Origin of the sequence: Zhongshania sp., from assembly GCF_041584495.1 — a bacterium.
Lineage (GTDB): Bacteria > Pseudomonadota > Gammaproteobacteria > Pseudomonadales > Spongiibacteraceae > Spongiibacter.
This window is the reverse complement of sequence record NZ_JBFHDY010000082.1, coordinates 1-15,887: the sequence shown is the minus strand read 5'-3', so window position 1 is coordinate 15,887 and position 15,887 is coordinate 1. Positions and strand designations below refer to the sequence as shown.

Genomic DNA, 15,887 nt, shown 5'->3' with positions numbered 1-15,887 from the left:
GGCAGCGGCAGCCTCGACCACAAGGCCGAACTCCGCAGCATGTCTGACAGCGCGTTTCACGACGCCACCGCGAGCGAAAGTGCACTTAAACTTGCCAAAAACACCCCCCAGTACTCACCGTCGCCGGAGCTCACAAGTACCGCGAACAACACCCACAGTAGTAGCGAGCGCAATACCCGTATGATTCTGCAACAGCAGCAATGGCAGGGCAGCGACGACAGCACAGAGTTAAGCGACAATATTGCCTCCCTAGAGGCGCAACTCGACAAACTTAATCAGTCTTATGCACGGATGCCGAGGCCAAAATTCATTACCTCAGTAGCCACCAAAGGCTCGCCGGACGCGCTCTACCTCAACCGTTGGGAACAGCGAATAGAAGACATTGGCAACGCCAATTATCCAGAGGAAGCGCGACGCAAGGGTATAGAGGGCGAATTGCGCGTATTGCTGATGCTGATGCCCGACGGCCGAATCGACGAAGTGCGGATTCTCAGTAGTTCGGGCAGTGCGCTACTCGACCAAGCGGCCCATCGTATTGTCCGCAAAGCCGCGCCTTATGAGGCCATTCCCGCCGAGGTGTTAGATGGTAAAAACCGCCTCGGCATCGTTCGCACCTGGCGTTTTGAGCGCCAAGGGCTAAAGGCCAGCCTGAACTAAGGGCTTTATTCTTGTGTTTACCACAACTTAAACCATAATCAATAACATGAATCAAAGCGCCTTTCCGTCATTAAAAAACCATTTCCTTATTGCCCTTCCCGGCTTGAGGGACGGTATCTTTACCCACAGTATTACCTACCTTTGCGAGCACGATGACCAAGGCGCCATGGGTATTGTCATCAATCACCCCCTGGGCATGGAGGTAGACGAAATACTTGAGCAACTCGAGATCGACGGTCACGTTTTTGAACATCGCGACCCCGTATTCGCCGGTGGTCCGGTACACACTGACCGAGGATTTGTCCTTCACCGTCGCGACCACCACCAGTGGCAGGCAAGTATAGAAGTTACCGACACCGTTGCCCTGACGACCTCGCTGGATATTCTTGAGGCCATTGCCCTTAACCGTGGCCCCAGCCAATGTCTAATCGCGCTTGGCTACGCCGGCTGGGACGCTGGCCAGCTAGAAGAGGAAATTCAAAGCAATACCTGGCTGACCCTACCTGCCAGTGAAGAAGTACTGTTTAATGTGCCCTCAGATCAGAAAATAGACGCGGCGCTGGCGATACTCGGAATCACCTTCAGCCAACTCGGCTCAGATAGTGGTCACGCGTAGCAGGTATTTTCACCTCCGAAATATGGCCAAAACGCCACCCTCGCCAGGAACAGTTTCATGACAGCAAAACCCCAAATCCTGATCGGTTTCGATTTCGGCCTACGCTGGATCGGCTGCGCGGTGGGTCAAACCCTAACAGGCACCGCCTCACCGCAGGGCGCGGTCACCGCCAAAGACGGCATACCGCGCTGGGAAGACATCGACGACTTATTTGCACGCTGGCAACCCAATGCGATAGTGGTCGGTCTGCCGCTAAATATGGATGGCAGTAAATCAGAGATGTCTCACCGCGCCCGCAAATTTGGCAACCGCCTTCACGGCCGCTTTGGTCTGCCCGTGCACTTTGCCGATGAACGCCTGTCCAGCTTCGAAGCCAAAGGCGATATTATTGCCGACAGCGGCTCCCGCGACTTCAAAGGACAAGGCGTCGACAGCCGTAGCGCAGTGATCATTTTAGAAAGCTGGATGCGGGGCTAACGTCGCCTAACATTATTGCCCGAGCTCGGACGGTTGTCGTTTTCGTCTTCCTGCATGCTTAAGCCACCGGCCATCGACCTCATTTTTTCTGGGTCATTGTCGGCCCCAAGCTTAATCAATAAGCGCAAATCATTGGCCGAATCAGCATGGGCAATCGCATCCTGGTAGGTGATTTCACCCGCCAGATAGAGGTCGTAGAGGGCTTGATCAAAGGTTTGCATGCCCTGCTCGGTAGAATTGCGTATTAAGTCCTTAATGCCCGTCACATCACCCTTGCGAATCAAGTCGGAGGCCAGTGGTGTATTCAGCAGCACTTCAACACAGGCTCGGCGGCCCTGACCATCGCGGGTTGGGACCAACTGCTGGGCGATCATTGCTTTAAGGTTTAGCGACAAATCCATCCACAACTGAGGATGACGGTCGGCGGGAAAGAAGTGAATAATTCGATCTAAGGCCTGGTTGGCATTGTTGGCGTGCAGCGTACACAGACAGAGGTGGCCGGTTTCTGCAAAGGTGATCGCCTGCTCCATGGCCTCTCGGGTTCGAACCTCGCCGATCATGATGACATCAGGCGCTTGACGCAGCATGTTTTTCAAGGCAACTTCAAAGGACTCGGTATCAATACCCACTTCGCGCTGAGTTACAATACAGCCGTGATGCTGATGCACAAACTCAATAGGGTCTTCTACCGTAATAATATGCCCCCGCGAGTTCTCGTTGCGGTGACCAATCATTGACGCCAGTGACGTCGACTTACCGGTGCCGGTGGCGCCAACAAAAACAATCAAACCGCGCTTGGTCATTGCCAGCTCTTTAACAATCTCTGGCAAGCCCAACTCATCGCTGGTGGGTATCTTGGTCTCGATACGCCGCAGCACCATCCCCACCAAATTGCGCTGATAGAATGCGCTAACCCGGAAGCGGCCAATGCCCCGAGAGCTAATGGCAAAATTACATTCTTTATCCCGCACAAACTCCCGGCGCTGTTGATCGTTCATCACCCCCAGCACGACTTCTCGCGCTTGCTCGGGACTCAAAGCATTGCTGCTCATGGGGATCATTTGGCCATTAATTTTAATCGACGGCGCCACCCCCGCCGAAATAAATAAATCCGAGGCACCTTTATCCTGCATGATCTTTAGCAGTTTTTCTATTTCCACTATGCCATCCCCAAGCTACGTCGTTTTATTCGCAGCATTAGAAGTTTTCCGGGAAACGCGCTTTCAGCCGGGCCGCATCGCGGTTGATTTTACGCTTGGCCAATAGTTCTTTTAGACACTGATCCATGGTCTGCATACCCAGCGCTGCGCCAGACTGAATTGCCGAGTACATCTGCGCCACCTTGTCTTCCCGAATCAGGTTACGAATCGCCGGCGTACCAATCATGATTTCATGAGCGGCTATTCGACCGCCCTCCGGCCGCTTCAACAAAGTTTGCGAAATAACCGCCTGTAACGATTCCGACAGCATGGAACGCACCATGGATTTTTCATCACCAGGGAACACATCAACAACCCGGTCAATAGTCTTAGCTGCTGAGGTGGTGTGCAAGGTGCCAAACACCAAGTGACCCGTTTCTGCGGCAGTCAGGGCCAAGCGAATCGTTTCCAAATCACGCAATTCACCCACCAGAATAATGTCAGGGTCTTCGCGCAGCGCCGAGCGCAAGGCCTCATTAAAGCCGTGCGTATCGCGGTGCACTTCACGCTGGTTAATCAGGCATTTTTTGGATTCATGCACAAATTCAATCGGGTCTTCAATGGTCAAAATATGATCGAATTTATTGTCATTGATATAATCGATCATCGCCGCCAAGGTTGTCGACTTACCGGAACCCGTTGGCCCGGTAACCAATACCAAGCCTCTAGGCAACATCGAGACATCTTTAAAAACCTGCCCCATGCCAAGGTCGTCCATCGACAAAACCTTAGACGGAATCGTCCGAAATACGCCACCGGCGCCACGATTGTGATTAAAGGCGTTTACCCGGAAACGGGCCACACCCGGCACATCAAAGGAAAAGTCTGTTTCCAAAAACTCTTCAAAGTCCCGACGCTGCCGGTCGTTCATTATTTCGTAAATCAGGCTGTGAACTTCACGATGTTCAAGAGGCGGTAAATTGATACGACGGACATCGCCGTCTACCCGGATCATCGGCGGTAAACCCGCCGAAAGGTGCAAGTCAGATGCATTTTGTTTCGCACTGAAAGCCAATAATTCGGTAATATCCATGAAATTCCTCAAACACATCAAAACCGCACAGCACCGCCTGCGCAGGCAGCAACAGATTCAAAACCTTATAATGCGACGGCGATAGCGTACAGCACAATATTTTTATTTTGCCGTCCAAGGCCCTGAAAAGCGACGCTTAGACAGAGATCGGGCATAATCTCCCAATGACAGCAACCAATACCATAGTAAGTAATATAGCAGCGATTCAGGCGAGGATCGCGGCAGCTCATCATCTTTTCTGCCCCAGCGCACCGCAAGCCACCCTGATGGCCGTTAGCAAAACCCGAAGCGCCAAGGAAATCCGGCTTGCACTGAGCGCTGGCATCCAACATATCGGCGAAAATTATTTGCAAGAGGCCTTGGCCAAACAAGCGGAACTCCAAAACCACGCCATCTGTTGGCACTTCATTGGCCCCATCCAAAGTAACAAAACCCGCGATATTGCCGAACACTTCAGCTGGGTACATAGCGTCGACCGAGCCAAAATTATCTGCCGCCTTAACGACCAGCGCCCATCACCGCTCGCACCGCTCAATATTTGCCTGCAGGTCAATATTAACGACGAAGCCAGTAAAGCGGGCGCCACCACTGAAGAGATTCCGGCGCTGGCCGAATTAGTCCTAAACCAGCCCCACCTGCGTTTACGCGGCTTAATGGCGATCCCCGCCAATACCCGCGATCCGGCGCAGCAACGCCGCAATTTTGCCGCGGTGCGCGAACTGCTTCATACCCTGCACCAGCGTTTTCCCAGAGCACAGCTCGATACGCTGTCGATGGGCATGTCTGGCGACATGGAATCGGCTATTGCCGAAGGCGCAACCATACTGCGCATTGGCAGTGATATTTTTGGCCCGCGCGCAGTGGCAAAACCCGATTGAGGCGCATTCACTGCCAGTATCAAAACAGGGCTGATATACTGCCGTCGGCAAATTCCCCGCGCCACCCTTAAGCGGTGTGGCAGCGTGCATCAGAAAACAAGGATTAACGTGGTGAGTACAATGCGTATTGGCTTTATTGGTGGCGGCAATATGGCCGCCAGCATCATTGGCGGCCTTGTGGCCAGCGGCTTTGCTGCCGAGCAGATCTGGGCCAGTGACCCAAATACCGAAAGCTTAGATAAACTCCGCAATGTCGCGCCCGTACACACCGGCAGCGACAATCACGCTCTAATTGCGGCGGTTGATATTGTCATTTTGGCAGTGAAACCCCAGATCATGAAAATCGTCGCCAGCGACATCGCCGCCAGCGTGCAAAAGCAGCAACCGCTGATCATCACCATTGCCGCCGGTGTTACCAGCAGCAGTTTAAACAACTGGTTAGGGGGCAATACCGCTATTGTGCGTTGCATGCCCAACACCCCTGCGCTCGTGCGCAGCGGTGCCACGGGTTTATTTGCCAACACCAAGGTAGACCCCGCCCAGCGCGAACAAGCGGAGCAAATTCTACAAGCGGTAGGACTGGCCCTCTGGGTAGACGATGAAGCCCAGTTAGACGCGGTTACCGCCCTGTCTGGCAGCGGCCCGGCGTATTTCTTTTTAGTGATGGAAGCCATGCAGGCCAAAGGCGTGGCAATGGGGCTAAGTCCCGAGGTTGCCAAGCAACTCACCCTGCAAACCGCGCTAGGCGCCGCGCAAATGGCCATAAGCAGCGATGTTGACGCCGCTGAATTACGCCGTCGAGTGACCTCACCCAAAGGCACAACTGAACGTGCAATTAAGCTGCTGCAAGCCGGCGGTTTGGAGGGTTTATTCAACCAAGCCTTAGAAGGCGCTCGCCTTCGCGCCGAAGAACTCGCCCTTGAACTAGATGGAGAATAGTTTTAATGAGTGCTGTTAACGAAATTACGACACTGCTACTTAATACCGTGGTCAGTCTTGGTATCGCCTTATTTTTGATACGCATGATTTTACAGTTGGTAAAGGCGGACTATTACAACCCGATTTCGCAGTTTGTGGTGAAAGTCAGTAACCCCTTGGTACTGCCGCTGCGGAAAATTATTCCCAGTGTCAGCAAGGTCGACACTGCCTCCTTACTTTTAGCCCTGCTGGTGCAAGCGGTTGGTATTGCCATCCTGTTTCAGATTTACGGCGGCCGCCTGCCCAATATCGGCCAGTTACTTACTTGGTCGGTACTGGGCATTTGCAGCGCCCTGCTCAACCTCTATTTCTTCGCTATTATCGGCAATATCATTATGAGTTGGGTTGCCCAAGGCAGCAGCAACCCCGCCGCACGCCTGCTTTTTCAAATCACCGAGCCGGTGATGGCGCCATTTCGCAAACTCGTGCCACCGATAGGCGGTCTCGATTTATCGCCGATATTTGTGTTTTTAATTATCAATGTGCTGGAGGTGCTACTGCGGCATATGGCGGCCAGCGCCGGCTTGCACCCGGCACTGGTTATGGGGCTATAAAGCAGCAACGCGGTGGTCAGCCCCCAGTACTACCAATGGCAGAATGGCGATTTAATTTTATTCTGCCATATTCAGCCCAAGGCCAGCGCCAATGAATTCGCGGGGCAATACGGTGATCGGCTCAAAATCAGAATCACGGCAGCGGCAACAGACGGCAAAGCCAATGCCGGTTTGATCGCATTTGTTGCCGCCGCTTTTGGCGTAAGCAAGCAGCGTGTCAGCCTCAGCGCGGGTAGCCAACGCCGTCAGAAAACACTGAAAATTCAGGCGCCGACGAGTATTCCCGACGCCCTAGCCAACACCGTAAAATAACGGCGCAATCCAGTACCAAGCCTAAGCTATAAGGAAAACGGTCTAGATGACACAGGAACAAAATGGCAGCGTTGGCATTGTAGTGCCGCAAACCCTGCATTTCGATACGCCCTTGACCTTGGCTTGTGGGCGTGCGCTGCCCGAACACGATATTGTTTACGAGACCTACGGCCAGCTCAACGCCGACAAATCCAATGGCATACTCATCTGCCACGCTCTCAGCGGTCATCATCACGCCGCGGGCATTCATCACCCGGATGACCGCAAACCGGGTTGGTGGGACAGTTGTATTGGCCCCGGTAAACCCATCGACACCAATGTGTTCTTTGTTCTGAGCATTAATAATATTGGCGGCTGCAATGGCTCAACCGGCCCCACGGCCATCAATCCGGAGACCGGCAAGCCCTGGGGGCCAGACTTTCCACCGCTGCGCTGTCGCGACTGGGTAGAGAGCCAATACCTAATGATGCAGCACTTTGGCATCACTCAGTGGGCGGCGATAATCGGTGGCAGCCTCGGCGGCATGCAGGCCATGCGTTGGGCGCTGGAGCATCCCGATGCCCTGCGCCACTGCATTGTGATTGCCTCGGCCATGAAATTATCAGCCCAGAATATCGCCTTTAACGAAATTGCCCGACGCGCGATTACCTCGGATCCCAATTTCTTTGAGGGCCGCTATCTAGAACACAACACCCTGCCTCGCCAGGGCTTGGCACTGGCCCGCATGGTTGGCCATATCACCTATTTATCTGAAGATGGCATGAAGCAAAAGTTTGGCCGGGAATTAAAAACCGGCAACCTGACGCTCGGCGCCGGCTCAGACAGCGATGTAGAGTTTGAGGTAGAGAGTTATCTGCGCTATCAGGGCGAGGCCTTTTCCGGCAGCTTTGACGCCAATACCTACCTGCTGATGACCAAGGCCTTGGACTACTACGACTTGGCTCGGGAATATAACGACGATCCCGCCGAGGCCTTTAGCCACGCCAAGTGTTCGTTTATGGTGATTTCCTTCACCACCGACTGGCGCTTTGCCCCGGCCCGCTCGCGAGAAATAGTCGACGCGCTGGTCGCTGCCAATAAACCAGTGAGCTACGCCCAAATCGAAGCCGACCACGGCCACGATGCGTTTTTAATTCCGATCCCGCGTTATATGGATGTCTTCCACGCTTATATGAAACGCCTCAAACAGGAGCTTGGCCATGCGCTTTGACCTAACCCTGATTCAGCCGTGGATTAATGAAGGCAGTCGCGTGCTCGACCTTGGCTGTGGCGACGGCACGCTGCTAGCAACCCTCGCCAAGCAAAAAAATGTGTCTGGGGTTGGTCTTGAAATCGACCCTGAGAATATTACCCAGTCACTGGCTCAAGGTGTGAATGTCATTGAGCACGACCTTAACCTTGGGCTCGGCAATTTCCGCGACAATAGTTTTGACATGGTGGTGATGACCCTCGCCCTGCAAACCCTGCGCTACCCGCACTTGGTCATCGACGAAATGCTCCGTGTCGGCCGTGAATGTATTGTCACCTTCCCTAATTTTGGCCACTGGCGCAGCCGCTGGTATTTAAGCCAGCGCGGCAAAATGCCAGTATCAAAATTCTTACCCTATACTTGGTACGACACCCCGAACATTCACTTTTGTACCGTAAAAGATTTTGAAGCACTGTGTGCCGACAAACAGATCCGCGTGCTAAATAGCGCAGTGATCGGCGCCGACAATAATCAAAGCCCACTCGCCGACCGCTTCCCGAACTTGCTTGGCGTTACTGCGGTCTATCACATCAGTAAATGAACCGGCCAATAGAGTATTCATTATGAATTTTGCATATCGCGTTTTCTCCGCCATCAGCCTTGGCTTGCTACTGTGCTTTAGTGCAGCCAGCCAAGCCCAAGAAACCCCACCGGTGACGACAACCAGCAAGCAGTTTGGCAATGACACCGTTCATTTCAGCGTGCTGAACACCAGCTTCCTCACGCCCCAGGTCGCCCGCAGCTATGGCATTGTGCGCGGTAAAAACAAATTCCTGATCAACGTGTCGGTGCGCCGCCAGAGTGGCCCTGACAATATTGCCCTGCGCGCCACCATCAACGGCACTCAGTCGGATCTAATCCACCGGAGCCCATTAGATTTTCGTGAAGTCATAGAACAGGACGCCGTCTACTATATTGCCGAGTTCGCCATTAGCAATGACGAGCGCCGAGATTTTCGCCTCCAAATCAATGTCGACGACAAGCCCAGCTACGACGTTCAATTCATTAAAATGCTATACGTAGACAAATAGGCGGAGTAACAACGTGACAACCAAGCACATCGTCGTTCTCGCCAGCGGCAACCGAGGTAAACTCCAGGAACTGAATGACCTTCTGAGCGGACTTGGTATTGAACTGCGCAGCCAAGCCGACTACAAGGTGGAAGAGGCGGAGGAAACCGGCCTTAGTTTTATCGAAAATGCCATTTTAAAAGCCCGCAATGCTGCCCGCCAAAGTGGCTGCGCTGCGCTGGCCGACGACTCGGGCCTGTGTGTCGACGCTCTCGACGGTGCACCGGGAATCTACTCCGCCCGCTACGCCGGAACTAACGCTGACGACGCTAGCAATAATGCCAAGCTTTTGCTCGCGCTCACTGGCAACACCCAACGTCGCGCTCACTTCCACTGCGCGCTGGCCTTTGTCCGCCACGCCGACGACCCCGCCCCTATCGTCTGCGAAGGTCAGTGGCGGGGCACTATTCTTGAACAGCCACGCGGCGACAATGGCTTTGGCTACGACCCACTGTTTTATATTACCGAACTCGCTAAAAGTTCGGCCGAGCTCAACAAGGCCGAAAAAAACCAAATCAGTCACCGCGCGCTGGCGCTGCAGCAACTATTACCTCGCCTGCATGCCGAATACCTGACCAAAGGCTAATGACGAGTTTGTGCTTAACGGTGGCTGACACCGCGCTTAGCCTAAATATCAACAGCAGCGAGGATCTTCTAAAGCAATGCCTCGCCGCAGCATTGCCAATCGCCCGCAGCTGCCGCAACGGCAATTGCGGGCGCTGTGACTGCCAGCTTGAGTCCGGCACGGTGGTCCTGCGCAATGGCAAGGTCATCACCGCGCCCGCCACAATTGCACTGTGTATCAGCCACGCTCGCAGTGACCTGCGCATCGCAAAAATGCCGCTTAACAGCATTGCCCAACACTGGCGCTGCGAGGGTTTGAACCTCCGCCAATTGCAGCTACCCGCCGGGCGACAAAGCCCGCCTCAGAACGGCGATATGGTCGCGCTACTGCTGCGTAATAGCGTATTGATCAATAGCGTGGAGGCGGTTGCAGGCAGAATCATCACCCTACAAGACCCTTGCCCGGACATTGAACAGCACAAAAACAAGCAGCTTAGTATTGGCCTGCTCAACATCGACCGTGAACACCATGGCGACTTCGCGTTATGGTGTCATGGTAATAGCAATGACCACACGCAGCTGCTCTGGCGAGGTATTAATCAGGCGACCGGCCTCGCCGCCCAGGCCGCCTACCGCCATGCCAACAATAGTGACGACTACCAATTGCGCACGCTAAATTCACAGTAAGCCTTTAATTTTTATAGCTAATTGCACTTTTCAACACTACTCTGGTCTGAGACTTTCTAATCAAGTATAAAAAAACCCCAAGTAGTGTGCTCAGCGCTACAATCTTATGCACCAACGATAAACCTGGAGACAAACTGGTATGTTCAAATGGATTCTTCGCGGCGTTATCGCCCTGCTGGCCGTTACCGTTATTGGCGTGGTGTTCGCGCTGGAACCCATCGCAAAATTTATGATTGAGCACGAGGGCAGCAAGCAAGTTGGCGCGCGGGTCGATGTCGACAGCGTCGATATTAAGCTCTATCCCACCCATGTCGCGCTAAATGGCCTCACCGTCGCCAACCCCCAAGAACCCATGCGCAATTTACTGCAAAGCGCCAAAGTGTCTGCCGATGTCGACACCAAGGCTTTGCTAAAAATGCAGTTTATTGCCGACCAAGTTGTGCTGTCTGGCCTGCAAATGTACACCGAGCGCAGCACACCCGGCACCTTAGACGGCAAGCTCCCGCCAGCAAAACCTGAAAGCGAAAGCGGTTTGCCCGGCATCACCATGCCTGACCCCAGCGCACTACTCGCCGAGGAGCAAGCCACCATTCAAGCCGAGGTCGACGCGATTCAAAATGGCTTTAGCACTATCCAAAATCGCTGGGAAACCAAAACCAACGAGCTGCCCGAGCAGGCCCAAATAGAAGCCTACCAAACCCGCTGGAATGAGCTTAAAAAGAAAAACATAATCGAGCGCATCGCAGGTGCCAAGCAATTGCGCGACGACATTAAAAGCGATCTCAAGCAATTTAAAACCTTAAACGAAGACATCAAAACTGATTCTGCCGAAGTGAAGAATCTGACGCTGCGGGCCGCCAATCTGCCCGCCGATCAGTCTAAGCGCATGCTCTCCAAATACGGATTAGACCAAGGCAGCGAAGGCATGCTGCGCTTCCTGCTTGGCGACGAAGTAAATACCTTTGTACAGCGCGGCCTAAGCCTCTACCAAGAAACCATGGGCAATATGGCGGCAAAAGAAACCGCTCCCGCTGAAGCACCAACGGAATTGCCAGTGAAACTGCTCATCCGCCAAATCCTGATCGACGGCTACCAAGTCATTGGCGGTGAAAAACTGGCCTACTCAGGTGAAATCAACGACGTCACCGACCAGCAAGACTACTGGAACAAACCCATCACCATGGCCCTGCGTGGCGGCATGGAACAGAAATCCCAACTCGTGATTGACGGCATATTTGACCAGCGCAACAACACCTTAAAAAGCGTTTTCAATATGGCATTAAAAGAGCTAGCGCTATCTGGTGTTTCCTTGTCCCAGAGCCCAGAGCTGCCCCTGCAATTGGAAAAAGGCATTGCCAATATTAGCGCTAACTTCGGCATAGACGGCGACACGCTCAAAGGCTCCGCCAAAGGCCTAGTCAACCAAGCCAAACTCCTGGTTGCCAACGCCGCTGCAGACAACAAAACCGCCAATCTGCTGGCCGCCGCGCTCGAAGACGTCAGCCGCTTGGTCATGGACTTGAGCGTCAACGGCACAGTGAATGAGCCCGCGATCAAACTAAAATCTAACCTCGACAGTATTTTAGGCGGCGTGCTTGGCGCTGAAATCAAAGCCAAGCTCAGCGAAGTCGAAGACGAACTAAAAGCCAAGCTCAGCAGCGACTACGGCCCGCAAATAGCCAAGCTGAAAGAAAAGCAAAACATACTTGGTCAGTATCAAGAATTGTTAGGTGACCGCGAAGCGGCCTTGCAGGCCTTGATGAAGGAAATGATTTAAGCTCCGAGGCAGGTACGAGAGTCCTCGCTACTTTAGCGTCGACTCTCTGCTTCACAAGCCACCCTCCTGAAGAAATCACAAACTGAAGCCCAATCCGACGGAAAAAAATCAGCCTTTTCGATAACAAATCGCCGCCCACGTACGTCTTGATACGAAATGCTGTTATGCGAAAATGACACCCTGATTTCCTTCAAGCAAGCAACCAGCACTCGCTTACCAAACACTGTTACTCGAAATAAGCCGCCCGCCTCAATATAGTATGACGGAAGCATCAGCTTTACCGCTGCTGGATAGAGGAAAAATATCGACAGAACACCACCCGCAAATATTCCAGTCCATCCGTTGATAACAAGCGCACAGAGCATTGGCGCCGGCAACAGCAAAAAAATCACGCCATACTTTACAAAATATTTCTTACCTACACCTATCGAATCAGTCATCTCGAATACCGTCTAAATCCACACTTCGCATACCAATACACTGACAAGGACGGACAACAAAATGAGACGTCAAAGGTAGCGTGACAGCCAAGCCTAGTTTTTAGTATAAATCTTAAATCCGCATGCAAAGACGAGTATCAATGCAGATACCCACAGACTTTCATAAATAAATACTACAATCAAAATATGAATGCGATGAACATAAAATAATTAAGATCGATGGCGGCGCCCCAAAACCCGAGCAATCAATAAAAATGTATCATTCTAAGCCCGACAAACATAAAAACACTTAAAACAAAAGCAGAGAAAAACTCCCATGCCACTCTATAATCCTGCCGCAAATACGAAAAACTCGGCCGAAGGGGGCATACATAGCAATTAAGTTCGCTCTCATCAATCTCCGCATCTCCCACTTTATCAAAAGCTCGCCCGCCAAAGAGGCGATCTCTTGTACCTCCGTGTTCATATCCACCATAAAAATATCGATAAGATATCTTTGGGAGATATACTGTTTTCCCATTAATCGTTCTACAAACGACATTTTTATGCACAAAACTGCACACTACCTTAGGCCAGTATCTTGCCCATATCATAAAGGTAAAACTCAAAAATGATACTGAAGCAACGAGAACAACTCCCATCAAAAATATCATCAACGCGTCAACACCAAATAATGTTCATCACCATCTACAAATTGATATTTTATATTCTTGTTATCAGCCAAAAAGTCAAATATTATCTTAATTTCTTTTTTAAAAAAACGTATGTAAATTAATTTGTGAAAATCATAAATCAACCTTAAGAACATATAAATCCCATGCGCAGGAGTAACTTCGGATACTGGCGTGCAGATCAACCCCAACCTGATCAACATTGCCTTAACTTCAGCAATCTCCGATCCAGTTAATTATATTCTAATTTCTTGAGAAATATTTCTCTCAATAAAGTAGCAGGAAGTTATTTCAGTCAACTTGCAGTCCATTTTTTAAGCAACCCCAAATACCGAAATCTTTAAGCCAGTTAATGCCGCGAAAATCTGCCCATGAACCCCCAACATCAACACATTAAATATACTAGCTAATGATTCTCATCATTTATTTTATCCTTCAAACTGGCAGCTGCAGACCTTAAAACCTTAACGAATTTTTTTGCTTCCAGGATATTAGGAATAGAATATACCGCAGAATTATTAACCATATAAATCCGATCCATCTTACAACTAATTTTAATATCTTTAATCGAAACTCTTTTGACAACCCCTAGATCATCAATTGCAATGATTCCATCAGCCTCTAAAAATTCATAAACACGACTACCCATATCTTCGAAAAAGTTCGATACGTGCCCCCATAATTTACCCAAAAGTAACCCAAAGCCAGCAACACAGCCGCCGTCGCATAACCAGTAAATGTAGCGATTACCCCGGAAATCGAAACAACTTCCACGGAATTTTTACTTATATAAAAAGCTGCAAACAAAGCCCCTGAAATTATGATGCAGCTAGCGACCAGAAGCTTTCCCGCCGCCGTACAGAATAGGAAATGCCGTTGTTCGGCCTTGATAGCTTCGTTTGTGTGGATTACTTGTATCTTCATAGTGTCTTCAACAATTTTTTGCCAGCCTGCCTATAAATTTACCTGCAAGGAGATCAGCTAGTCTACCAATTACAAATTCACCCACAGGACCTAACAACGCCAACCCAATCACCTGAAGTATGACAACAAGAGTTAATGAGAAAACCAAAAAGGCAATGACCACCCCGAAGTGATATCCGGACGACAGCAAAAAAAAATCAAATCTACACTCTTTTCGCCAAGAATCGTTCGTCACAGCTACTTTATTATTTCTTCCATACCTTTCACTGAAAGCAGTAGAGGGGGAGCAATCAATACTCCACTAATAAACAGCAGCCCCTGCTCTAAGTAATATGGGCTTAGCGGCCTTAACAACTATTAATCCAGCTTCAAATACAGATGCAATTGCCCCCCAAATCTCGACAACTGTCCCTACAATAGCCGCCCCATTACTCCCCCCAGCAATCTTATAAGCCCCCGCCCCAGTCTCCGGATCTATCAGTAAATAGCCGCTCCCGACCCAAGCAAAGTATTCCAGCTGAGCGTCATGTGCCGTTGCTATTTTTCCGGCCAACACAGAGCTGCGGATTTCACTTTCAACTTCTGGGCTTAAATTAATGCTGCTTAGCGCCAGTTCTAAATTGCTTTGAGTTATTGTCCAGATTTTCTGACCTTCGGCAGAGGCGAGCGCAAGCGCTTTGACTGCCGAGATTCCGTGGGCGGGCGAATCTTCCGTGCTGAACATTTGCTCGGGCACCAGATGCTCCATTGCGCTTAAGCGCGCGCCACTGGCTTGAGTAAAGTTTACTCTGGTCGCTTTACTATTGTCTTTTGCCGCGCCATGAAAGGTGACGCGATCGACATCCATAGTCAAGCCACTAAAGCTGGTGTTGCGGGGAATGCCAAACCAGTATTGGGGTTGCAGCGAGGTGGAGAATATACCGTAACTCGGCTGCCGGTAAGTAACCATATTTGCTGACTGGGCCTGGATCTCTTCTTGCACATCGTTTAGGGCAAAATAGCTCATGATGGTAGCGTATATTAGATCACCGATAACATCGTGCTTTGTGAGCGTTGCCAGCTCGCCGTCGTCATTACTCTCAAGTTTTTGCTTGGTGGTTTCGAGATTCGCCTGAAGACGACTGGCCTGTTCTGCACTTATACCCTGCAGATCCAAACCTATGGCGCGGTATTCTCCAGCAATGGGGTGGTTATTAGAAACTTCCCAGCCATGAGAGGGGCTGTACAAGCCCATGGTCTCATAGAGTTCAGTGCCCATTGTCTGGTCGCCGCCACTTTGCAGAACTCCGCCATCCATGGATAGCTCGGCGACGAGGTGAATTAGGTAGCCGGGTAATGTATCTGGAATGCTGTTTGGATCAATCTCGCCCGTTTCTGGGTCAGGTTCGGGAATATAGCTCTCGATAATCGACTGATCATCTTCCGTTGCTGGCCGAAAACTCAGGGCCAACTTTTTGCCAGCGAGCTTGACCGTGGGCTCACTCAAAGCAATAAACGCTGAGCCGGGATAGCCATAGCTCTGGGTCGCTAGCTCATACTTAAATTTATGGCGCAGTGAGTTAGGCACTTCTGCAAACGACTGCTGGGTAACAATATGCTTATAAGGCAGACCCGCTGCCAATGGGCGAGGGGGCAGGATTTTAACTTCTTTGAGGCCAAGCACTTCACCCACCGTGGCGTCAGGATTTTGATTGGCAATGTAGCCTTCTAGTTGGCTTTGGAATTGCTGCAGGCTGTTTTCAATATCCGTCTGGGGAATATTTTGCACCCAGCCCTGCTCTTCATTGATGGTGGCGCTTTG

Annotated in this window: 17 protein-coding genes and 1 pseudogene; 13 read left to right on the top strand and 5 right to left on the bottom strand. The window is 51.2% G+C overall.

Annotation, left to right across the window (positions count from 1 at the left end):
• From ABYP33_RS13060 to ruvX, 3 genes are all read left to right on the top strand, one after another.
• Positions 1-657: energy transducer TonB (locus tag ABYP33_RS13060; RefSeq protein WP_373091461.1), on the top strand; the 657-nt coding region annotated here is incomplete at its 5' end.
• Positions 658-703: 46 nt separating this feature from the next.
• Positions 704-1,273, top strand: a complete 570-nt coding sequence (locus ABYP33_RS13055) for a YqgE/AlgH family protein (protein ID WP_373091459.1) — start codon at positions 704-706, stop codon at positions 1,271-1,273.
• A 57-nt stretch (positions 1,274-1,330) separates the two neighbouring features.
• Positions 1,331-1,750 (top strand): Holliday junction resolvase RuvX, encoded by a 420-nt coding sequence (gene ruvX / locus ABYP33_RS13050; RefSeq protein ID WP_373091458.1) that lies wholly within the window; start codon positions 1,331-1,333, stop codon positions 1,748-1,750.
• On the opposite strand, the gene ABYP33_RS13045 is transcribed toward ruvX, so the two are convergent.
• Positions 1,747-2,910, bottom strand: coding sequence for a PilT/PilU family type 4a pilus ATPase (locus ABYP33_RS13045; protein ID WP_373091456.1), 1,164 nt, complete (start codon positions 2,908-2,910; stop codon positions 1,747-1,749). The two genes, ruvX and ABYP33_RS13045, sit on opposite strands and share 4 nt — an antisense overlap.
• 37 nt (positions 2,911-2,947) lie before the next feature.
• A complete protein-coding gene (locus ABYP33_RS13040; RefSeq protein WP_008252620.1) occupies positions 2,948-3,982 on the bottom strand; it encodes a type IV pilus twitching motility protein PilT in 1,035 nt (344 codons plus the stop codon).
• 164 nt (positions 3,983-4,146) lie between these two features.
• Between ABYP33_RS13040 and ABYP33_RS13035 the strand changes: the two genes are divergently transcribed.
• The 10 genes from ABYP33_RS13035 to ABYP33_RS12990 all read left to right on the top strand — a co-directional run bounded on the left by ABYP33_RS13035 (position 4,147) and on the right by ABYP33_RS12990 (position 12,051).
• Positions 4,147-4,860: a YggS family pyridoxal phosphate-dependent enzyme gene (locus ABYP33_RS13035; RefSeq protein WP_373091453.1), complete on the top strand. Its 714-nt coding sequence runs from the start codon at positions 4,147-4,149 to the stop codon at positions 4,858-4,860.
• Positions 4,861-4,980: 120 nt separating this feature from the next.
• Positions 4,981-5,799, top strand: coding sequence for a pyrroline-5-carboxylate reductase (gene proC, locus ABYP33_RS13030; RefSeq protein ID WP_373091462.1), 819 nt, complete (start codon positions 4,981-4,983; stop codon positions 5,797-5,799).
• A gap of 5 nt (positions 5,800-5,804) precedes the next feature.
• Positions 5,805-6,392: a YggT family protein gene (locus ABYP33_RS13025; protein WP_373091452.1), complete on the top strand. Its 588-nt coding sequence runs from the start codon at positions 5,805-5,807 to the stop codon at positions 6,390-6,392.
• Between the two features lie 12 nt (positions 6,393-6,404).
• The gene (locus ABYP33_RS13020; RefSeq protein WP_373091450.1) at positions 6,405-6,704 is read left to right on the top strand and encodes a DUF167 family protein; all 300 of its coding nucleotides are present in this window, start codon (positions 6,405-6,407) and stop codon (positions 6,702-6,704) included.
• A 46-nt stretch (positions 6,705-6,750) separates the two neighbouring features.
• Positions 6,751-7,914, top strand: coding sequence for a homoserine O-acetyltransferase (locus ABYP33_RS13015; protein WP_373091448.1), 1,164 nt, complete (start codon positions 6,751-6,753; stop codon positions 7,912-7,914).
• A complete protein-coding gene (gene metW, locus ABYP33_RS13010) occupies positions 7,904-8,494 on the top strand; it encodes a methionine biosynthesis protein MetW (protein WP_373091446.1) in 591 nt (196 codons plus the stop codon). Before ABYP33_RS13015 ends, metW begins: the two co-directional genes overlap by 11 nt.
• A 22-nt stretch (positions 8,495-8,516) precedes the next feature.
• Positions 8,517-8,984, top strand: coding sequence for a DUF4426 domain-containing protein (locus tag ABYP33_RS13005; RefSeq protein WP_373091444.1), 468 nt, complete (start codon positions 8,517-8,519; stop codon positions 8,982-8,984).
• A 13-nt stretch (positions 8,985-8,997) separates the two neighbouring features.
• Positions 8,998-9,609: an RdgB/HAM1 family non-canonical purine NTP pyrophosphatase gene (gene rdgB / locus ABYP33_RS13000; RefSeq protein ID WP_373091443.1), complete on the top strand. Its 612-nt coding sequence runs from the start codon at positions 8,998-9,000 to the stop codon at positions 9,607-9,609.
• A complete protein-coding gene (locus tag ABYP33_RS12995; RefSeq protein ID WP_373091441.1) occupies positions 9,609-10,274 on the top strand; it encodes a 2Fe-2S iron-sulfur cluster-binding protein in 666 nt (221 codons plus the stop codon). Before rdgB ends, ABYP33_RS12995 begins: the two co-directional genes overlap by 1 nt.
• A gap of 139 nt (positions 10,275-10,413) precedes the next feature.
• Complete coding sequence (locus ABYP33_RS12990) at positions 10,414-12,051, top strand: TIGR03545 family protein (RefSeq protein WP_373091440.1); 1,638 nt, start codon at positions 10,414-10,416, stop codon at positions 12,049-12,051.
• A 32-nt stretch (positions 12,052-12,083) separates the two neighbouring features.
• Here the strand turns inward: ABYP33_RS12990 and ABYP33_RS12985 are convergent, their stop codons facing one another.
• From ABYP33_RS12985 to ABYP33_RS12975, 3 genes and pseudogenes are all read right to left on the bottom strand, one after another.
• Positions 12,084-12,491, bottom strand: a complete 408-nt coding sequence (locus tag ABYP33_RS12985; protein ID WP_373091439.1) for a hypothetical protein — start codon at positions 12,489-12,491, stop codon at positions 12,084-12,086.
• 1,077 nt (positions 12,492-13,568) lie between these two features.
• The gene (locus ABYP33_RS12980) at positions 13,569-13,853 is read right to left on the bottom strand and encodes a hypothetical protein (protein ID WP_373091438.1); all 285 of its coding nucleotides are present in this window, start codon (positions 13,851-13,853) and stop codon (positions 13,569-13,571) included.
• 534 nt (positions 13,854-14,387) lie between these two features.
• Positions 14,388-15,887: pseudogene (locus tag ABYP33_RS12975) on the bottom strand (sugar-binding protein); the annotation flags it as partial.